This is a genomic window from Pseudomonas sp. EA_35y_Pfl2_R111 (assembly GCF_963970955.1).
Taxonomy (GTDB): Bacteria; Pseudomonadota; Gammaproteobacteria; order Pseudomonadales; family Pseudomonadaceae; genus Aquipseudomonas.
Map to the genome: position 1 here is coordinate 30,949 of NZ_CAXAOM010000005.1, position 20,059 is coordinate 51,007.

The window sequence follows — 20,059 nt, forward strand, 5'->3', positions numbered from 1 at the left end:
GAGCATTCCGAGGCTGTTTTTAACGCCGTATCGCCGACGCGCAGCAGATCGTGGGCAGGCTCTCAAGCGGCCGGTTCGAACAACTGCACCGCCTGGATCTCGCTGACCAGCATGCGCGCTTTGAGCTGGTTACTCTGCTCGCGCACCTTGGCCAGGCTGCGTTCCTTGACGTGGCCATAGCCGCGGATCTGCTCCGGCAACTCAGCCAGGGCAAGCGCGGTGCGGTAGTTGTCGGCGTTGAGTTCCTTAAGCAGGTAGTCCAGATCCTGCTCGTAGTCGTCGATCAGCTGCAGCTCCAGCTTGCGTTCGGCGCTGTAGCCAAACAGGTCCAGCGGCGTACCGCGGAGGAACTTGAACTTGGCCAGCACGCCGAAAGCCTTGAGCATCCATGCGCCGAACTGACGCTTGCGCGGCTCGCCGGTGCTGGCATCCGGCTTGCTCAGCCAGCTGGGGGCCAGGTGGAATTCCAGGCGGTAATCGCCGCTGAACTGCGCTTCCAGCTGACGGATAAAGCTGCCGTCGCTATACAGCCGCGCCACTTCGTACTCGTCCTTGTAGGCCAAGAGCTTGAAGTAGTAACGCGCCACGGCCTTGCTCAAGGCTTGGTCAGCGCTCTTGTCGACCTGCTGAACCCGCGCCACCTGCTCGCGGTAGCGCTCGGCGTAGGCGGCGTTCTGGTAGGCAGTCAGGCGCACAACGCGGTCGGCGATGATGTCTTCCAGGGTCTGGCAATGCGGCGCTTCGATCACTTCTGGCTTGGCCAGACGTTCCACGGCGACCGCATCATGGGCCGCACGACGGCCCCAGAGGAATGCCTGTTGATTGAGCTGCACGGCCACGCCGTTAAGCTCGATGGCCTTGTTGATGGCTTCGGCTGACACCGGCACCAGGCCCTTCTGGTAAGCGAAACCGAGCGTAAACATATTGGTGGCAATGCTGTCGCCGAGCAGGCGGGTGGCCAGGCGGCTGGCATCGACAAAGTGGGTTTTGCTCGCGCCCACCGCTTCGATCAGCGCCTCGCGCATGGCCGCGCCGGGCACCTGAGCATCGGGGTTGCGGGTGAATTCGGCGGTGGCCGCTTCATGGCTGTTGACCACCGCATGGGCGATCTTGTCATTCAGCTTGGCCAGGGCCTCTTCACTGGCCGATACCACTAGATCGCAACCCAGCAGCAGGTCAGTTTCACCGGCGGCGATGCGCACGGCAAAGATATCGTCCTGCTTGGCGGCGACGCGGATATGGGTGATCACCGGGCCGAACTTCTGCGCCAGGCCAGCCTGATCAAGCACGCTGCAGCCCTTGCCTTCGATATGCGCAGCCATGCCGAGCAAGGCGCCGACGGTGGTTACGCCGCTGCCGCCAACACCCGGTAGGAGGATATTCCAGGGGCGGTCCAGCGTCGGCTGCTTGGGCTCTGGCAGGGCAATAAACAGCGCGCTCAGGCCCACGGCTTCCGGCTTACGCAGGCTGCCGCCGTGCACGGTGACAAAGCTTGGGCAGAAGCCTTCAACGCAGCTGAAATCCTTGTTGCAGGAGTTCTGGTCGATCTCGCGCTTGCGCCCCAGCTCGGTTTCCAGCGGCAACACCGACAAGCAGTTGGATTTCACGCTGCAATCGCCGCAACCCTCACACACGGCCGGGTTGATAAAGGCACGCTTCTGCGGGTCGACCAGCTTGCCGCGCTTGCGCCGACGGCGTTTCTCGGTGGCGCAGGTCTGGTCATAGATAAGCACCGAACAGCCCTGGAACTCGCGCAGCTCGCGCTGCACGGCATCCAGATCACGGCGATGGTGGAAGGTGACGATGGGCGCGAAGGTGTTGCGGGTTGGGTACTTGTCCGGCTCGTCGGTAACCAGGGCGATACGTTTCACCCCTTCGGCATACACCTGCTGGCTCAGTTGATCGACGCGCAGTTCGCCGTCGATTGGCTGGCCGCCAGTCATGGCCACCGCGTCGTTGTAGAGGATCTTGTAGGTGATATTTACCCCGGCAGCCACGGACGCGCGCAGGGCCAGCTGGCCGGAGTGGAAGTAGGTGCCGTCACCGAGGTTCTGGAAGATATGCGGGGTGTCGGTAAACGGCGCCTGACCGATCCAGGTCGCGCCCTCGCCGCCCATCTGGGTAAAGGTGTCGGTGTTACGGTCCATCCACTGGGTCATGTAGTGGCAACCGATACCGCCCTGGGCGCGGCTGCCTTCCGGCAGTTTGGTCGAGGTGTTGTGCGGGCAGCCGGAGCAGAAATGCGGGGTGCGCACAGTGGTGTGCTTGGGCGCAGCCAGGGAGGCTTCCTTGGCCGCGAGGAAGGCCAGGCGCTCCTCGATTTGCGGGCTGCTGTAGATCGGTGCGAGGCGCTTGGCGATGGCGCGGGCGATCATCGCTGGGGTCAGTTCGGAGAGGTTCGGCAGCAGCGAATGGCCGGCTTCGTCGAACTCGCCCACTACCACCGGGCGCTTGCCCACGGGCCAGTTGTAGAGCTGACCGGTGAGCTGGTCTTCGATAATGCTGCGTTTTTCCTCGATCACCAGAATTTCGTCCAGGCCTTCGGCGAACTCATGCACCGACACCGGTTCCAGCGGCCAGCTCATGCCGACCTTGAGCACGCGCAGGCCCACCTGGGCGCACAGCGCTTCATCCAGACCGAGGTCATCCAGAGCCTGACGCACGTCGAGGTAGGACTTGCCGGTGGTGATAATGCCCAGGCGCGGGTTGGGCGAGTCGAGCTTGATCTGGTTGAGGTTGTTGGCCCGGGCGAAGGCGCGGGCGGCGTAGATCTTGTAGGTATTGAGGCGTGCCTCCTGAGCCAGGGGCGGGTCCGGCCAGCGGATATATACGCCGTCTTCCGGCAGCTGGAAATCCTCGGGAATCTTCACCTGCATGCGCAGCGGATCAACATCCACCACGGCGGAGGAATCGACGTTCTCGGCGATGGTTTTCAGCGCCACCCAGCAACCGCTGTAGCGCGACAGCTCCCAGCCGATGATGCCGTAATCGAGAATTTCCTGAACGTTGGCCGGGTTGAGCACCGGGATCGAGGCGGCGATAAACGCATGCTCGCTCTGGTTGGCAATGCTGGAAGATTTGCAGCCATGGTCATCGCCGGCCAGCAACAACACGCCGCCATGCTCGGAGACGCCGGCCGAGTTGCCGTGCTTGAACACATCACCGCAACGGTCCACGCCCGGACCCTTGCCGTACCACATGGCAAACACGCCGTCGTAGCGTGCACCAGGAAACAGGCTGGTTTGCTGGCTGCCCCACACGGCGGTGGCGGCCAACTCTTCGTTGACGCCCGGCTGAAAGTGGATGTGATTCTCTTTGAGGTACTGCTTGGCGTCCCACAGGCTCTTGTCGAGGTTGCCCAAGGGTGAGCCACGGTAGCCGGAAATAAAGCACGCGGTATTCAGGCCATGAGCTGCGTCGCGTTGCTTCTGCAGCATGGGCAGGCGGGTCAGCGCCTGGGTGCCGGTCAGATAGAGGTGACCGGTAGCAAGGCGGTACTTGTCATCCAGGCGGATCTCGGCCAGAGACATGATGGTGCTCCTGTTATTTTTATCGAGAGCTGGGTTGGCAACGGTTAATGCCACCCTTGTTAAGCCTAGTGCGGGATCACCCCACAAGGCGTATGGCCAAGAATATGAACGGAGCGCGCGGCTTTTTTATTTCTTTTTGCTGGCCGTTTTGCAGATACTGCGCATGATTAATCCAACAAGAACAAAAAATTCGGAACAGTCATGCAAGAAAAACTCAGCCCCATCGACCGCAAGATTCTCCGCCTGCTGCAACACAACGCCGACCTCTCCGCCGCCGAGATAGCCGAGAAGGTGGAATTGTCACAATCGCCTTGCTGGCGGCGGATTCACCGCATGCAGGAAGAAGGCATTATCGAGCGCAAGGTTGCCCTGCTCAGCCACAAGCAACTGGGCTTCAGCATCACCGTATTTGTCGATATCAAACTGTCGGCGCACGGGCGCAGCAACTTGGAAGAATTCGAGCAGGCGGTGGTCGGTTACCCCGAAGTGCTGGAGTGCTTCACCATGGCCGGCGGCTCGGATTACCTGCTCAAGGTGGTGGCCAAAGACATCGCCAGCTACGAACGCTTTCTGCGCGACCACCTGCTGCAACGCCCGCATGTGCACGAAGCGCACTCGCATATCGCCATGAGCGAGGTCAAACGCACCACTGAGTTGCCGCTGGATTAAGAAGGGCCCGAATAGCGTGGGAGGGGCGATGCCTCGTAGGGTGGGTTAGCGACGCCGAACACCGCTCGATAAGCCAATTCCAATAGCCGCGCGGCGCGTAACCCACCAGGCAATCGAACGCATTGCGCCGACGGTGGGCTACGCCGCACTCTAAGCCCCATGACGCCTGACAAACGCGGCAGGCGGCTAACCCAACCTACGAACGGCACATCGCGGCTAAAGCCCCACAAGCCATTCGTAGGGTGGACAACGCGCAGCTTGTCCACCGTTTTGCCTAATCGCCCTAAGCAGACTCGAGTTGCAACGCCACCTTATTCCCCTCGCCCTGCGCCCTTCCCGCCCACCACAACGCCAGCGGGCCGAGCAGCAGTAGCAGGCCCATCAGGGCAAACGCCGCCCACCAGCCAAGCAGGCTCTTGTCGCCCAATAGATCCAGGCTGATGCCAAACAGCAGCGGGCCGAGAAAGGCGCCGCTAAAGCCGGTGCAGGAATACAGCGCCATGGCCGCACCACGGTGGCTGGCCGGGGCCACGGCGATCAGGCCGGCGGTCAGGGATGATGAATCGGCGGTGACGGTGATGCTATAGATCAACACCAGCACCAGCATCAGCCAGAACGGCAAGGCCGCACTCAGGCCGATAAACAGCGCCAGCACGGCCGAGCTGAGCATCACCGCGATCAGCCAGCGCTGCCGGCCAAAACGCAGCGCCAGCTCGTTGCCGAAGATGCTCGCGGGCATGCCGATCAGGGTTACCAGCATCGCCACCCAGGTGCCGGACAGCCAGGGATCGCTGCCCTGCAGCTGCCCGGAGAACACCACAAAGGCCACCACCCAGGCACGCAGGGCAAACAGCTCAAGGTTATGCACCGCATAGGCCAGGCAATAGGCTGCCACCGCGCGATTTTTCAGCGGGGCCAGGTCCAACAATTTGCGCGGCGCATGCTGAACTACCGCCTGGGGCTGCAAACCCCAATAGACCATGGCCCAGGCCAGCAAGGCGCAAACACCACTGAGCAGAGTCGGCAACTGCCAGCCGCCGAACTTGGCCAGCTCGCCGGCGAGAATAAACGATAGCGCCGTGCCCAAACCGAAGCTCGCCGTATAGAAGGCCACCGCGCGCGATTGCGCCGGCCCTTCTATGCGCTCGGACAAGGCCTTAAGCCCCGGCATATAGGTGCCCGCCAGGCCAACGCCCGCTAACACTCGCCAGGCCAGCGCCGACCAGAAGCCATCGGCGAAGACAAAGCCGGCATTGGCCACCGCCGTCAGCAGCATCGCCGCCAGGTAGATCAGCCGCGCATCGTATTTGTCGGTCAGCCCAGTCAGGATCGGCACCGCGACCATATAACCGAGAAAGAACCCGCCACCGATCCACCCCGCCTGGGTATTAGTCAGCCCCCACAGCGCCTGAAAATCCGGCAGCAAGGCGGCGAACAGGGCAAAGCCAGCCATGCCCAGGGTTTCCGCGCTGCACAGCAGCAAGGTGATGCGACGGGCGCTATTCATAGCACCCGCCCATCAAAGGCCAGGCTGACGCCCGCCGGCAAGGCATCGGGGTGTTCCAGCAGCCAGGCGTCGAAGCTATGGCCGATATGGGTCAGTACGGTTTCTCTGGGTTGCAACTGCAGGGCCACTTCCAGCGCGCGGGTCAGGTCGTTGTGATTGCGCGGGGCGATGGGCTGCGGCGCGGTGGAGCAGTCCAGCACCAGCAGATCCAGCGGTCGTTGACGCAGCACCTCAGCGCTGGCCTCCGGTACGCCGAGGGTGTCGGTCAGGTAGGCGATACGCCGCTGTTCGCCACTCGCCGTTAAGCCTTCCAGCAGATAGCCAAAGGTCGGTTTCGAGTGATTAAGCGGCAGCGCCGTCACGCTTAACTCACCCAGTTGTCGCCGCTCAAAGGCGGCAAACGGTTGGCTGAAATCGAGAATGCCGGGGTGTTTGTACAGGTCGGCCAGGCCTTCCGGATCATCCGGGCCATGCACCGGAATAATCAGCCCCTGGCCCCAGCGCAGGTGCAGCAAGCCCTGGGCATGATCGGCGTGGTAATGGGTTTGCAGAATGCCGCTCAGGCTATGGGGCGGAAAGCGCTCAGTCAGATCAGGCAATCCTGAGTCGATTAGCCAACGCTGCGCGCCGCACTCAATCAGCGCGCTGCAAGGCCCACGGCGGCGCGCCGGGTAAACCCGCGCACTGTCGCAGGCTGGGCAACTGCAGTTGTACACCGGCACCTGCCGCGCATCACCTGTACCCAGCAGGGTCAAGCGCATGTTTGGCTGGCTCCGACCAGCATCAATAGATTGTCTCGTGCGCGCTCAATCGAGGTGGAGTTGTCCAGTAAATGCAGACCATCACGCTCGACAGCGGCGGCATCAAACTGAGCGTTGCGCGCCAGGCGTTGCTCAATCTGCTCAAGGCTTTCACGACCGCGGCGAAGTAAACGTTCACGCAGTACCAGGGCATCAACCGTAAGCAACACGCCGATCAGCTGCGGATAGCGCTGCCGCGCTTCGGCCAAATAAGCCCGTGATCCATTGACCAACACATCCTGCCCCGCTGCCAACCAATCATCGATCTGCTTGGGAATGCCGTAAGCCAGACCATTGGCGCGCCAGCTCAGGGCAAAGGCGCCGGCCGCTTCCTGGGCATCAAACTCGGTTGGGGAAACGCCAATGGCGTCCTCCCCCAACGACTCCGCTGAGCGGGTAATGACCCGCCTCACGATCACGCAATCACGCTCGGCCAAACGCTCACGCGCAGCCTGTAACAAGCTGTCCTTGCCCGAGCCCGAAGGCCCCATCAGATAGATCAACCGGCCGCTCATCAGAACACCCTTTTCGCTTGTCGCCAGACTTGCTGGATCACCGCCTGGCCCCCGTGCACCTGCGCCTGCACCAGGTCGGCACGCAGGCCGACGCGGATTTCGCCGCGATCATGCAACCCCGCCGCCTGTGCCGGCACGTGGCTGACGGTGGCAATTGCTCGCGGCAGATCATAGCCGTTATCCTGCCCGGCCAGCAGCAAAGCGGCCTGCAGCAGGCTGGCCGGATAATAGTCACTGGAGAGGATATCCAGTACACCCTGCTGAGCCAGCTCGGCGGCGGCGATATTGCCCGAGTGCGAACCACCGCGAACGATATTCGGCGCGCCCATCAGCACCTTCAGACCCAGCTCGTGGCTGGCCTTGGCCGCCTCCAGGGTGGTGGGAAACTCGGCGATGGACATGCCAAAACTCGCCGACTCCTGCACATGGGCCAGGGTCGCGTCGTCGTGGCTGGCCACGGAAATATCACGGGCCTGGCAGTCGGCAACGATGCTGCGGCGCTGGCGGTCGCTGTACTGTCGCGAGTTGCCCACCTGCTCGACGATAAAGGCATCCATCTCCGCTTCGCTGAGGTGGTACTTGCCCATGTAGTACTCGCGGTATTTGTCTTCCTTGGCGAACTGGCGCTGGCCCGGCGCGTGATCCATCACCGAGACCAGTTGCACCAGCGGGTGTTCGACCAGATCGCGAAACACCGCAAGGGTATCCGGGTGGCAGACCTCGCAGCGCAAGTGCAGGCGATGATCGGCGCGCATATGCCCGGCTGCTGCCGCTGAAGCAATCGCTTCGAGCATCGCCGGCAGTTGCTGCATGCGTTTGCCACGCGGATTGACGTCGCCAATCGCCAGGGCATCGAACACCGTGGTAATGCCCGCCGAGGCGATCTGCGCATCATGGGTCAGCACCGCCGAGGCCGACGGCCAATCCACCCCCGGCCGTGGGCTCATATATTTTTCTAGGTTGTCGGTGTGCAGCTCGACCAGGCCAGGCAGCAGGTAATCACCGCCGAGGTTCTGCGCCTGGGGCAAACCGCTGACACCCTCTTCCACCTGGGCAATCAGGCCGTCACGCAGCACCAGGGTGCCGACAAACTCCTGCTCGGCGGTGACGATCCGCGCGTTGGTAAGAATCTGTTCAACCGGCATATACATACTCCTGCTGCGCCGCAGCGCTCATATCAAGGTAGCGATCGGCCACCGCCTCACGGGCGGCACGATCATGGAAGATGCCGATCAGCGCGCTACCGGCGGCCTTGGCTTCAGCGATCAGTTCCAGCACCACCTGGCGGTTGGCGTCGTCCAGGGACGCGGTGGGTTCATCCAGCAGCATCAGCGGCCAGGCGACCATAAAGCCGCGGGCAATATTCACCCGCTGCTGCTCGCCGCCGGAGAAGGTGCCGGGGGCCAGCTGCCACAGGGGCTGGGGGATATTCAGGCGGCTTAACAGGCTTTTCGCCCGCGCTTCGGCATCGGCCTTGCTCCAACCACGGGCCAGGGCCGGTTCCATCACCACATCCAGAGTGGCGACCCGGGGAATCACCCGCAGAAACTGGCTGACATAGCCCAGGGTCTGCCGGCGTACCGCCAGTACCTGGCGGGGTTCTGCGCCAACCAACTCAACCCATTCGCCGTTGTGCAGCACGCGAATGCTGCCGCCGGCGGCCAGGTAATTGCCGTACAAGGTGCGCAGCAAGGTCGACTTGCCGGCGCCGGATTGGCCGTGCAGCACCAGGCACTCGCCGGCGCGCACGCTGAAATGCAGCCCGCTCAACACATTCAGCACCACGCCGTGCTGCTGATGCAGGGTGAAGGTCTTGCTGAGGCCGGAGACCTCGATAAGCGTATTCATGATTGACCTCATATTGACCGGCAGCCCGCATGCAATCTGGGCTGCACACACGTCATGGCTGCAGGACAGACGACACCAGCAACTGCGAATAGGGATGCTGCGGGTCATCGAGAATCTGGTCGGTGAGACCGGCCTCGACCACATGGGAGCGGCGCATCACCATCAGCCGGTCCGCCAGCAAGCGCGCCACGGCCAGGTCGTGGGTGACGATCACCACCGCCAGGTCCAGTTCGCGCACCAGGCCGCGCAACAGGTCGAGCAGGCGCGCCTGCACCGACACATCGAGGCCGCCGGTGGGCTCATCCATAAAAATCAGCCGTGGGCTGGACACCAGATTGCGGGCGATCTGCAAGCGCTGCTGCATGCCGCCGGAGAAGGTGCGCGGCAGGTCGTCGATACGCAGCGGGTCGATTTCCACCTGTTTCAGCCAGTCGATGCCGGCCGCGCGCAGTTCGCCGTAATGGCGCACGCCCTGGGCCATCAGCCGCTCGCCGATGTTGGCTCCGGCCGATACGCCCATACGCAGCCCGTCACGTGGATTCTGCTCGACAAAGCCCCACTCGGTACGCAGCAGCGTGCGCCGCTGCGCCTCGCTGGCGCTGTACAGGTCGACCCAGTTGCCGGCCGTATCGCGATAACTGACTGAACCGCGATCCGGCGGGCAGCGCCCGGAGAGCAGGCTGAGCAGGGTCGACTTGCCCGAGCCGGACTCGCCGACGATGCCGAGCACCTCGCCCGGATACAGATCAAACGACACGCCCTGGCAGCCCTTCTCCAGACCGTATAGGCGGGTCAGGTCACGCACGCTAAACAGCGGCTGCGCGGTTTCGCTGTGCAGGTGCAACTTTTCGGCAGCACTCTCGGCAGCACTCATTGGGCGCCCTCCTCTTCAAGGTCACGGCGTTGCATGCAGTAGTCGGTGTCGGAGCAGACGAAACGCTTGCTGCCGGCGTCGTCGACGATCAGTTCGTCCAGGTAGGAATCCTGGCTGCCGCAGAAGGCGCAGCACTCGTCCCAGCGCTGAATCTCGAAGGGGTGATCCGCAAAGTCCAGACTGACCACCCGGGTGAACGGCGGCACGGCGTACAGGCGCTTCTCGCGGCCGGCGCCAAATAGCATCAGCGCCGGACTCATATGCAACTTGGGGTTGTCGAATTTGGGGATCGGCGAGGGGTCCATCACGTAGCGCTCATCCACCGTCACCGGGTAGGCGTAGCTGGTGGCGATATGGCCGAAGGTGGCGATGTCCTCGTACAGCTTCACGTGCATCACGCCGTAATCTTCCAGCGCATGCATGGTGCGGGTCTCGGTTTCCGAGGGTTCGATAAAGCGCAGCGGCTCGGGGATCGGCACCTGGTAGACCATGATCTGATCGCCATTGAGCGGCGTTTCCGGGATGCGGTGACGAGTCTGGATCACCGTCGCCTCGGGGGTGCGGGTGGTGGTTTTGACCCCGGCGGTGCGGGCGAAGAAGCGGCGGATCGACACCGCATTGGTGGTGTCATCCGCGCCCTGGTCGATCACCTTAAGCACGTCATCAGCGCCGAGAATTGCCGCCGTCAGTTGCATGCCGCCGGTGCCCCAGCCATAGGGCAGCGGCATCTCGCGGCCACCGAACGGCACCTGGTAACCGGGAATCGCCACAGCCTTGAGCAGGCCACGGCGGATCATGCGTTTGGTTTGCTCATCGAGGTAGGCAAAGTTGTAGCCGACCTCAGTTGCATACTGTGTTTGTGCCTGGGCATTCATGCGCGTTGCTCCTCGGCGGCGGGCTGCTCGCTGGCCTGCTTGCGCAGTTTGCGGATCAGCTCCAGCTCGGATTGGAAGTCGACGTAGTGCGGCAATTTCAGGTGCGAGACGAAGCCCGCGGCCTCGACGTTGTCGCAGTGCATCAGCACGAACTCTTCCTGCTGCGCCGGGCCTTCCACTTCCTCGGCGTACTCCGCAGCGCGCAGCGAGCGGTCGACCAGGGCCATGCCCATGGCCTTGCGCTCGGCATAGCCGAAGGCCAGACCATAGCCACGGGTGAACTGCGCATCGATGCCCTTACCGCCGACGAACTGGTTGACCATTTCGCACTCGGTTACCTCGATGTCACCCAACGGCACGGCGAAGCCGAGTTCTTCCGGCTCCAGCCAGACCTCAACGTCGCCGATACGAATCTCCCCGGCAAAGGGGTGATTGCGCCCGTAGCCACGCTGGGTGGAATAGCCCAGGGCCAATAGGAAGCCTTCATCACCACGGGCCAGGGCCTGCAGGCGCTGGGCGCGACTGGCGGGAAAATCCAGCGGCTCGCGGGTGATATCCGCCACCGCTGCGCCCTCATCCGCCTCGCGGGCCATCAGGCCTTCGTCGGCGAGAAAGTCCAGCACCCGTGGGCACGGCGACAATTCAGCCTGTGGGTCGACCTGCGGCCCCGGCTGTTCACCCTCGGCCAACAGCGCGAAATCCAGCAGACGGTGGCTGTAGTCGAAGGTCGGGCCGAGCAGCTGGCCGCCGGGCAGGTCCTTGAAGGTTGCCGAGATACGCCGAGTCAGCTGCATCTGTGTGGTGTCCAGCGCGGCGCTGGCGCCGAAGCGCGGCAACGTGGTGCGGTAGGCGCGCAGCAGGAAGATCGCTTCCATCAGGTCACCGGCCGCCTGCTTGATCGCCAGTGCTGCCAGTTGTGGGTCGTACAGCGAGCCTTCGCTCATCACTCGGGCCACGGCAAGAGGCATCTGCTCGCGCACCTGATCGACGCTGAGTTCGGGAATGCTGGTATCGCCACGGCGTTTTTTGGCCAGTAGCAAATGGGCATTATCGATGGCGTGTTCGCCACCTTTGACGGCGACGTACATCAGGCAGCCTCCTCGGCATTGAGCAGCACGCGGGTGCTGCGCGGCAGGCCGATGACCTGCTCACCGGCAGCGAAGAAGGCATCCAGACCACGGGGAAAGGCACTGCGCGCCTGGCGCTGCTGCCAGAACGCTGCCGGGAGCGGCAACTCGACGCTGCGCACGTCCTTGATGCCTGGGCCACGCCAGCGCAGGACTGCGCCATTGCTGAGGGCATCGAGCTGGATCAGCAGGGTGCAGGACTGGTCCGGGTAACGCTCGCTGCCATTGTCGAAGGCTGACAGGTCCGTTAGCTCGCTTTCATCGAGCAGGGCAAACAGCGCCAGTTCGCGTTCGGCGACAATCGGGCAGCCGCAGTGGAACGCCAGGTTGGCGCGGATCGCCGGGGTGTCGAAACGCGGCGCCAGCCACAGCGGCGTATCACCATCGAGAAACGCCAGGCACAGGGCGTAAGTAGCCGGTTGCAGGTTTTCCAGGGCCAGGGCGCGGTTAAGCGGTTGTATCAGGCCTGGCTCAGCCAGCGCCTTGAGGGCACTGCGAAAGCTGGTCTGGGCGTCCAGCACCGGGTCATTGAAGGCCGGTTGCAGCCATTGCGAGCTATTCGCCGCGTTCATCAGTCTTCTCCTCTGACCAAGGTAAAAAATTCCACCTGAGTGGTGGCGGTTTCGGCGGCCTTGGCCACCTGTTGGGCGTGCTGCGCAGCGGCCAGGGGTTCGATCAGTCGGCTTAGCCAATGCGGCTGTTCGCTGCCCTGCAAATGCGCGTCGGCCAGAGCCGCCAGTTCGGCATGCTGCTTGTCGCGCCCGGCCACATAGCTGTAACCGGTGCGGCCATCGGCCAGGCGCACCACGCAACGGGTCACGCTCATCTCGCCGAGGTTGAACGGGCTGCCGGTGCCGCCCATGCGCCCACGCACCAGGGTCATGCCGATTTCCGGGGCGCGAATCAGGCGGTACTCGGCTTCCTTCAACGCCGACTCGTAGGCCGCCAGTTGGCCGCCGGCGCGGGCGAGCACGCCCATCCAGCGCTGGCGGGTGGCGATGTGCGGGTCGCTGTGCTGCATGTCGCTGTGCGGTCTATCGCGGTTCATCAACAAGCCTCCATCAAAGGGCGAGCTGGTACTGGAAGCGGTCGGCACGGCTGGTCGATAACGACAGCTCCACCGGCCGTCCGGCCAGATCGCGGGAAAGGGTTTGCACGCTCAGCAGCGGCGCATGCCGGGGCATCAACAGGCGGGCGGCCTCATCACGGCTGGGCAGGCGCGCACCGATCAGGCTGAAGGTGCGGGTCAATGGCAGTCCGCGCAGGCTGAGGTACTGGCGCAGTGAGCCGCCCTGGTAGTCGGCGAGCAACTCGGCATATTCGATGCTGAAGGCGTGACGAATCAGGCTGACGGGCTGGCCTTCAATCAGGCGCAAGGTGCTCAGTTCCAGCAGTTGCGCACCGCTGGCCAGTTGCAGGTACTCACGTTCTTCACAACCGGCCGGGCGCAGACGGCTTTCCAGCAGTTGCGCCTCGACCTTGTGACCGAGCGCCGAGAGCGAGGCGCTGTAAGCGCTGCCGGCCTGCATCGGGTAGATCAGCGGCTTGGCCAACACCCGCGTGCCCTTGCCCTGCTGGCGCAGCAGACGGCCTTCGAGCACCAGCTCATCCACTGCGCGGCGCAGGGTGTGGCGATTGACTGCAAAACGCGCGGCCAACTGCACCTCGGCCGGCAGGTAATCGCCGGGGCTCATGCGCTGCAGCTCATCGCGCAGCACGGCGGCCAGTTCGCGGTACAGCGGCTCGGGTTGTCTAGACAAGTGCATGGCTAATAAAGGGCATCCGCAGATGCCCGTTCTCCGTCAGATAAATTGTTTGCGCAGGCGCTGCGAAATGATGTCCAGCAGGCTGACCACCAGGATGATCACGATCAGCAGGGCGCAGGTCTGGGCGAACTGGAAGCCGCGAATCGCTTCCCAGAGAATCACCCCGATACCGCCGGCACCGACCATGCCGACCACCGTTGCCGAGCGCACATTGGATTCGAAGCGGTACAGCGAGTAGGAAATCCACAGCGGCAGAACCTGCGGAATCACCCCGTAGATGACTTCCTGCAGCGCGCTGGCGCCGGTGGCGCGCACACCTTCAACCGGGCCTGGATCGATGGCCTCGACCGCTTCGGCGAAGAGTTTGGCGAGCACCCCGGTGGTGCCGATAAACAGCGCCAGCACCCCAGCGAATGGACCCAGGCCAACCGCCACCACGAAGAGCATGGCGAAGACCATTTCGTTGATCGAACGACAGGCGTCCATCACCCGGCGGATCGGCTGGTAGACCCACCATGGAACGATGTTTTCCGAGCAGAGAATGCCCAGCGGAATAGCCAGAACAATCGCCAGCACCGTACCCCAGAGGGCGATCTGCACGGTGACGATCATCTCCTTGAGGTACAGCTCCCAGTTGCTGAAATCAGGCGGAAAGAAGTCCGCGGCAAAGGTCGCCATGTTGCTGGAGTCGCGGATCAGCGCCAGCGGATTCATCTCCGCGCCCTGCCAGGACCAGGCCAACACAACGAAAAACAGTCCCCAGCCGATCAGCTGCAGCCAGGAACGCTTGGCAATCAGGTCGGGCGTGGGTGCGGTGGTCAAAGTGGTCATAACAACATCTCGAATCAAGCGGCAGAACAGAGCGACCCGCCCACTGGGCGAGTCGCTGGCGGCACGTGCAATTAACCCGCGCTTGCCGGGCTCTTCTGGGCGATTTCAGCCAGACGCTTTTCCAGTTTGGCCAGCTCGGCATCCAACTCCTTGAGCTGAGCCTGCTTGTCAGCAGCATTGAGCTTTTCGTTGTTGGCCACTTCAGTGCGTTTCTTGAACAGTTCCAGCTGGCGGATCGGCAACAGTTGATCGTCATCCGACGCTTTGAACTTTGCCCACTGCAGCCCTTCAAGCACTTTCAGCTCAGCCGGCTGGTCGCCGTAAGTCATAAAGAACTCACGCAGCTTGTTCTTGGTGGCGTCATCCAGGTTCTTGCGCCATACCATCGGGTCGGACGGGATCAGCGGCGAGGTCCAGATCACTTTCAGCTGGGCGGCCTTGTCCGGCGCGGTCACTTGCAGACGCTCCATGCCCTCGCTATTGAAGGTGCCGACATCGACCTGCTTGTTGGCCACCGACAGTGCGTTGACCTCGTGGCTGCCGTTGAGCGCGCGCTTGAAGACCTTGTTGGCGTCGGCGTTGTTCTGCGCGAACACGTAGTAACCCGGTACCAGATAACCCGAGGTGGAGTTCGGATCGCCGTTGGCGAAAGTCAGGCTCGAAGCGCTTTTCAGCATGTCTTCGATCGAATTGATCGGGCTGTCCTTGTGCGCCACCATCAGGCTGTAATAGCCCTGAGTGCCGTTGGCCGCGACGGTCTGGGCGAAAATCTGCCCACCAGCACGATCCACCGCTTCCATCGCGGCCTTATTGCCATACCAGGCCATGTCGACCTTGTCGAAACGCATGCCCTGGATGATCCCGGCGTAGTCAGGGGCGAAGAAGGCTTTGATCTTCAACCCGGTCTGCTGGCTCATATCCGCCAGGAAGGGATCCCACATAGTTTTGAGGTTCTGCGAGGACTCGGTGGAGATGATGCCGAAATTGATTTCCTGCTCAGCGGCCTGGGCGGCGCCCAGAACCGAACCGGCCAGCAGCGTGGACGCGGCGAGAACGCGACTGATACGTTTGAACATGCAAAGCACTCCTAGTGCAGATGGACATACAGGGGTTGGCATAACTGGGGTGCAGCTCAGGCCTTGGCCAAAGCCAACGGAACCTTGGGTTTGCGCGCACGGCGCGGTTTCTCGGCGGCTTGCGGCTCAGCTAGCAGCTCGGCCCCGTAAAGATCGTTAAGGAAGTTGGGATGCAGTTCGGCAGCGGCACCATCGAAATGAATACGCCCCGCTTTCAACGCCACGGCGCGCTGGCAATAGCGCATGGCGTAGTCGACCTGATGCAAAGTGACCACCACAGTGGTGCCGTCTTCGCGGTTGATGTCGGCAAGAATCTGCATGACCTTGCGCGCTGATTCGGGGTCGAGCGAGGCAATCGGCTCGTCAGCCAGAATCACCTTGGCGCGCTGGCACAGGGCACGGGCAATCGCCACGCGCTGCTGCTGGCCACCGGACAGGGTCGAGGCGCGCTGCTGCGCCAGATCCGCCAGACCGACGCGGGCCAGCGCCTGCAGTGCACGCTGCTTTTCTTCGGAATTGAATAGGCCGAAGCTGCCACGCCAGCGCGGCATGCGCCCCAGGCAACCGAGCAGCACGTTCTGCAGCACGCTGAGACGACCGACCAGATTGAACTGCTGGAAGATGTAGCCGATGTCGGCGCGCAGACGACGCACTTCGCCATTTAGCCGGCCGGCGGCCTGCACCTCACGACCCAGCACATGAATGCTGCCACCATCACTGCGATCGCAGCAGGCGAGGCCCGCAACATGACGCAGCAAGGTCGACTTGCCGGAACCCGAGGCTCCGATCAATGCCACCATTTCACCGGGCTCGACGGACAGCGCCAGATCAAACAGCGCCTGCTTGCGGCCGAACGTTTTGTTCAGGCTCTCAACCCGGATCACTGCGCTCATGGAATGCCTCCTTTCTCAGGGTTACACCGCAGCGCGAAGCCGCGTGCTGGTGTAGACCAAGGTAGGCAAATCCTGTGTCAGACCGATTAATGGGCCGTGACACTTACGTGACCATTGCTTGAAGTTATTGCTATGGGAGAGGGAGATTTCCTAGGTTTTTGCACAGCACGGCGCATTTCTGATAACTGGTGCTGGCATAACGCCTTTATCCAACGCAAAATTCGACACTCGATTGACGTCAATTTGCCGACCAATCGACTGTAGAGTCACATTACATTTAAGGGGCTTTCTGGCTGAACGGTTAGTGCTATAGGTGGTCAAACCGGTGACAATCCTATAGCCCATTGCCAGTATCGCTTTCCTAAACTAACCGGTTTAATGTACGCGCCCTATGAAACCAGCACTCTATTCCAGCCGCACCGCTGACAAATTCGTAGTTCGTCTGCCCGATGGCATGCGCGAACGTATTGCGGATGTCGCACGTAACCACCACCGCAGCATGAACTCGGAGATCATTGCTCGTCTTGAGCAAAGCATGCTCCAAGAAAGTGCTCTGGGTGATGACCTCAATATGCGCTTGGACAGTCCAGACCTGTCCTTGCACGAGCGTGAGCTGTTACAACGCTTCCGCCAGCTGTCGCGCCGTCAGCAAAACGCCCTGGTGGCGCTGATTGCTCACGACGCTGAGATGGCCGCCGAAGAAGCTTGATGGCACGCACAATCAAAAAACCGGCCTAGGCCGGTTTTTTTGCTGACCATAAAAAACCGCCATCTCGGCGGCTTTTTTATGGCTGTTGCTAATTAACCGACAAAGTTAAGCAGCACCCCAGCCGCTACTGCCGAGCCAATCACCCCGGCCACGTTCGGGCCCATGGCATGCATTAGCAGGAAGTTCTGCGGGTTGGCTTCCAGGCCGACCTTGTTCGATACCCGCGCCGCCATCGGCACCGCAGATACGCCGGCCGAGCCGATCAGCGGATTGACCTTATTCTTACTGAACAGGTTCATCAGCTTGGCCATCAGCACCCCTGCCGCGGTACCCGCACAGAACGCCACCATGCCCAGACTGAGAATGCCCAATGTTTTCAGCTGCAGGAAGGAATCAGCCGAGAGCTTCGAACCTACGGTCAGACCAAGGAAGATGGTGACGATATTGATCAGGGCATTACGCGAGGTATCAGCCAGACGCTCGACCACACCGGCCTCACGCAGCAAATTACCAAGGGCAAACATACCAATCAGCGGAGCCGCATCAGGCAGCAGCATGCCGATAAGCAGACACAGCACGATCGGAAAGATGATCTTCTCGGTCTGGCCTACAGGGCGCAGCTGCTGCATAACGATGGCGCGCTCTTCCTTGGTGGTCAGCGCACGCATGATCGGCGGCTGAATCAACGGCACCAGCGCCATATAGGCATAGGCCGCCACCGCAATTGGGCCGAGCAGATGCGGCGCCAGTTTGGAGGTCACAAAGATTGAGGTAGGGCCATCTGCACCGCCAATAATGGCAATGGATGCAGCCTCCTTGAGGGTGAACTCAAGCCCCGGAATACCCAGCGCGGTAATGGCCAGGGCGCCGAGCAGAGTGCCGAAGATGCCGAACTGAGCCGCCGCGCCCAGAAGCAAGGTCTTGGGGTTGGCCAGCATCGGCCCAAAGTCAGTCATGGCCCCCACACCGAGGAAGATCAGCAGCGGGAAGATACTGGTGGGCAGGCCAACCTCGTAGATCATATGCAGAAAGCCTGCGCCTTCCGCCATATTGGCCACCGGAATATTGGCCAGCAGACCGCCAAAACCAATAGGAATCAGCAGCAAAGGCTCGAAGCCCTTCTTGATCGCCAGATAGATCAGCAGCATGCACACCGCGATCATAAACAGCTGGCCAACCTCGACATGGTACAGGCCGGTGCTTTGCCAAAGCTTGAGGAGCTTTTCCATTACCGCGCTCCCTTAACCGATGGTCAGCAGGCTGTCGCCCACCGCCACCGCATCACCGACCTTGACGTTGACCGCACCGACGGTGCCGGCCTTGAACGCACGAATTTCGGTTTCCATCTTCATGGCTTCGAGGATGATCACCAGCTGTCCTTCTTCCACGGCCTGGCCTGGCTGCACCAACACCTTGAAGATATTGCCGGCCAGCGGGGCATTCTGCGGCTCGCCCGCGCCAACCGGGGCTGCTACCGCAGCCGCGGTGGAACCCGCACCACCACCGACAGCCTTGAGTCCCTCGATATCACCGCCTTCATTGACTTGCACCACATAGGACTTGCCGTTTACCTCAACGGTGTAGACCTCGGGCTTGCCAGCCTCGCGAACAAGGGCTTCCTTACCAGTCGGCACCGGCTCGAAGGCTGCTGGATTGCCGCGGTTTTCCAGAAACTTCAGACCGATCTGCGGGAACAGGGCGTAGGTCAGCACGTCGTCGATTTCATCGGCGGCGAGCTTGATGCCTTTCTCATTGGCAATGCCCTTGAGCTCAGCAGTCAGCTTGTCCATCTCAGCGTCAAGCAGGTCGGCCGGACGGCAGGTAACGGCTTCCGCGCCATCCAGCACCCGCGCCTGCAGCTCTTTATTAAAAGGTGCCGGTGCCGAACCGTATTCACCTTTCAAGATGCCGGCGGTTTCCTTGGTGATGGATTTGTAGCGCTCACCGGTCAGTACGTTGATCACCGCCTGGGTACCAACGATCTGCGAGGTTGGGGTTACCAGCGGGATAAAGCCGAGGTCTTCGCGTACACGCGGGATTTCGGCCAACACTTCGTCAAATTTGTCCTGGGCGCCCTGCTCTTTCAACTGGCCTTCCATATTGGTCAGCATGCCGCCCGGCACCTGAGCAACTAGAATGCGCGAGTCGACACCCTTGAGGTTGCCCTCGAATTTCGCGTACTTCTTCCGTACTTCGCGGAAGTAAGCGGCGATTTCTTCGAGCAACTCGAGGTTCAGCCCCGTATCACGCTCGGTGCCTTGGAACATGGCCACCACCGATTCGGTTGGCGAATGCCCATAGGTCATCGACAGCGAAGAAATAGCCGTGTCGACATTATCGATACCGGCCTCGACCGCCTTGAGAATGGCGACAGACGACAGCCCTGCCGTGGCATGGCACTGCATATGAATCGGGATGGACAGACTGGCCTTGAGTCGCGAGACCAACTCAAAAGCGGTATACGGGGTGAGAATGCCAGCCATGTCCTTGATGGCAATGGAGTCGGCGCCCATATCCTCGATTTCCTTGGCCAAATCCACCCACATTTCCAGGGTATGCACCGGGCTGGTGGTGTAGGAAATGGTGCCCTGGGCATGCTTGCCCAGCTGCTTGACAGCTTTCAATGCAGTTTGCAGGTTGCGCGGATCGTTCATTGCGTCGAATACGCGGAACACATCAACGCCATTGAAGGCGGCGCGCTCGACGAACTTTTCCACCACATCATCGGCGTAATGGCGATAGCCCAGCAGGTTTTGTCCACGCAGCAGCATCTGCTGACGAGTATTGGGCATAGCCTTTTTCAGCTCGCGGATGCGGTGCCATGGGTCTTCGCCCAGGTAGCGAATGCACGCATCAAAGGTCGCGCCACCCCAGGACTCAACAGACCAGAAACCGACCTGATCAAGTTTCGGTGCGATTGGCAACATGTCTTCCAGGCGCACACGGGTGGCCAAGATCGACTGGTGGGCGTCACGCAGCACCACATCAGTAATTCCGAGTGCTTTCTTTACGGCAGTCATACAGATGCTCCCTGTCGAA

The 20,059-nt window shown here is 61.8% G+C and carries 19 protein-coding genes; 2 read left to right on the forward strand and 17 right to left on the reverse strand.

The genetic code is table 11. From position 1 onward, the window contains the following. Positions 1-62: 62 nt before the first annotated feature. The gene (locus AACY25_RS17760) at positions 63-3,530 is read right to left on the reverse strand and encodes an indolepyruvate ferredoxin oxidoreductase family protein (protein WP_339526349.1); all 3,468 of its coding nucleotides are present in this window, start codon (positions 3,528-3,530) and stop codon (positions 63-65) included. 201 nt (positions 3,531-3,731) lie between these two features. Here AACY25_RS17760 and AACY25_RS17765 point away from each other — a divergent pair, with 201 nt between their 5' ends. Further along, positions 3,732-4,199 carry an Lrp/AsnC family transcriptional regulator gene (locus AACY25_RS17765; RefSeq protein WP_136665833.1) on the forward strand — a complete coding sequence of 156 codons (468 nt, stop codon included), beginning with the start codon at positions 3,732-3,734 and terminating at the stop codon, positions 4,197-4,199. Between the two features lie 283 nt (positions 4,200-4,482). Here AACY25_RS17765 and AACY25_RS17770 read toward each other — a convergent pair whose 3' ends face one another. From AACY25_RS17770 to phnC, 14 genes are all read right to left on the reverse strand, one after another. Next, positions 4,483-5,706, reverse strand: coding sequence for an MFS transporter (locus AACY25_RS17770; protein WP_339526351.1), 1,224 nt, complete (start codon positions 5,704-5,706; stop codon positions 4,483-4,485). After that, positions 5,703-6,467, reverse strand: coding sequence for a phosphonate metabolism protein PhnP (gene phnP, locus AACY25_RS17775; RefSeq protein ID WP_339526352.1), 765 nt, complete (start codon positions 6,465-6,467; stop codon positions 5,703-5,705). The genes AACY25_RS17770 and phnP overlap by 4 nt, the downstream gene beginning before the upstream one ends. Continuing rightward, on the reverse strand, positions 6,458-7,021 hold the full coding sequence (gene phnN / locus AACY25_RS17780; RefSeq protein ID WP_339526353.1) for a phosphonate metabolism protein/1,5-bisphosphokinase (PRPP-forming) PhnN: 564 nt from the start codon (positions 7,019-7,021) through the stop codon (positions 6,458-6,460). The genes phnP and phnN overlap by 10 nt, the downstream gene beginning before the upstream one ends. Continuing rightward, positions 7,021-8,166: an alpha-D-ribose 1-methylphosphonate 5-triphosphate diphosphatase gene (locus AACY25_RS17785; RefSeq protein WP_339526355.1), complete on the reverse strand. Its 1,146-nt coding sequence runs from the start codon at positions 8,164-8,166 to the stop codon at positions 7,021-7,023. Before AACY25_RS17785 ends, phnN begins: the two co-directional genes overlap by 1 nt. Continuing rightward, positions 8,156-8,869, reverse strand: a complete 714-nt coding sequence (gene phnL / locus AACY25_RS17790) for a phosphonate C-P lyase system protein PhnL (RefSeq protein ID WP_339526356.1) — start codon at positions 8,867-8,869, stop codon at positions 8,156-8,158. The genes AACY25_RS17785 and phnL overlap by 11 nt, the downstream gene beginning before the upstream one ends. A gap of 52 nt (positions 8,870-8,921) precedes the next feature. Further along, entirely contained in the window at positions 8,922-9,743 is an 822-nt protein-coding gene (gene phnK / locus AACY25_RS17795) for a phosphonate C-P lyase system protein PhnK (protein ID WP_339526358.1), read from the reverse strand. Then, positions 9,740-10,618, reverse strand: coding sequence for an alpha-D-ribose 1-methylphosphonate 5-phosphate C-P-lyase PhnJ (locus AACY25_RS17800; RefSeq protein WP_339526360.1), 879 nt, complete (start codon positions 10,616-10,618; stop codon positions 9,740-9,742). The genes phnK and AACY25_RS17800 overlap by 4 nt, the downstream gene beginning before the upstream one ends. Then, positions 10,615-11,706, reverse strand: coding sequence for a carbon-phosphorus lyase complex subunit PhnI (locus tag AACY25_RS17805; protein ID WP_339526362.1), 1,092 nt, complete (start codon positions 11,704-11,706; stop codon positions 10,615-10,617). Before AACY25_RS17805 ends, AACY25_RS17800 begins: the two co-directional genes overlap by 4 nt. Next, a complete protein-coding gene (gene phnH / locus AACY25_RS17810) occupies positions 11,706-12,317 on the reverse strand; it encodes a phosphonate C-P lyase system protein PhnH (RefSeq protein ID WP_339526364.1) in 612 nt (203 codons plus the stop codon). The genes AACY25_RS17805 and phnH overlap by 1 nt, the downstream gene beginning before the upstream one ends. Further along, on the reverse strand, positions 12,317-12,766 hold the full coding sequence (phnG, locus tag AACY25_RS17815) for a phosphonate C-P lyase system protein PhnG (protein WP_339526733.1): 450 nt from the start codon (positions 12,764-12,766) through the stop codon (positions 12,317-12,319). Before phnG ends, phnH begins: the two co-directional genes overlap by 1 nt. A gap of 40 nt (positions 12,767-12,806) precedes the next feature. After that, positions 12,807-13,511 (reverse strand): phosphonate metabolism transcriptional regulator PhnF, encoded by a 705-nt coding sequence (gene phnF / locus AACY25_RS17820; protein WP_339526366.1) that lies wholly within the window; start codon positions 13,509-13,511, stop codon positions 12,807-12,809. Positions 13,512-13,547: 36 nt separating this feature from the next. Then, positions 13,548-14,342 (reverse strand): phosphonate ABC transporter, permease protein PhnE, encoded by a 795-nt coding sequence (phnE, locus tag AACY25_RS17825; RefSeq protein WP_269381934.1) that lies wholly within the window; start codon positions 14,340-14,342, stop codon positions 13,548-13,550. A gap of 71 nt (positions 14,343-14,413) precedes the next feature. Continuing rightward, on the reverse strand, positions 14,414-15,418 hold the full coding sequence (phnD, locus tag AACY25_RS17830) for a phosphonate ABC transporter substrate-binding protein (RefSeq protein ID WP_339526368.1): 1,005 nt from the start codon (positions 15,416-15,418) through the stop codon (positions 14,414-14,416). A gap of 56 nt (positions 15,419-15,474) precedes the next feature. Further along, positions 15,475-16,311 (reverse strand): phosphonate ABC transporter ATP-binding protein, encoded by an 837-nt coding sequence (gene phnC, locus AACY25_RS17835; protein ID WP_339526370.1) that lies wholly within the window; start codon positions 16,309-16,311, stop codon positions 15,475-15,477. 391 nt (positions 16,312-16,702) lie between these two features. On the opposite strand from phnC, the gene AACY25_RS17840 reads away from it, so the two are divergent. After that, positions 16,703-17,020 carry an Arc family DNA-binding protein gene (locus tag AACY25_RS17840; protein WP_090382962.1) on the forward strand — a complete coding sequence of 106 codons (318 nt, stop codon included), beginning with the start codon at positions 16,703-16,705 and terminating at the stop codon, positions 17,018-17,020. Between the two features lie 92 nt (positions 17,021-17,112). Here the strand turns inward: AACY25_RS17840 and AACY25_RS17845 are convergent, their stop codons facing one another. Both AACY25_RS17845 and oadA read right to left on the reverse strand, forming a co-directional pair. After that, complete coding sequence (locus AACY25_RS17845; protein ID WP_339526376.1) at positions 17,113-18,249, reverse strand: sodium ion-translocating decarboxylase subunit beta; 1,137 nt, start codon at positions 18,247-18,249, stop codon at positions 17,113-17,115. A 12-nt stretch (positions 18,250-18,261) separates the two neighbouring features. Then, complete coding sequence (gene oadA / locus AACY25_RS17850; RefSeq protein ID WP_339526378.1) at positions 18,262-20,040, reverse strand: sodium-extruding oxaloacetate decarboxylase subunit alpha; 1,779 nt, start codon at positions 20,038-20,040, stop codon at positions 18,262-18,264. Positions 20,041-20,059 lie beyond the last annotated feature (19 nt).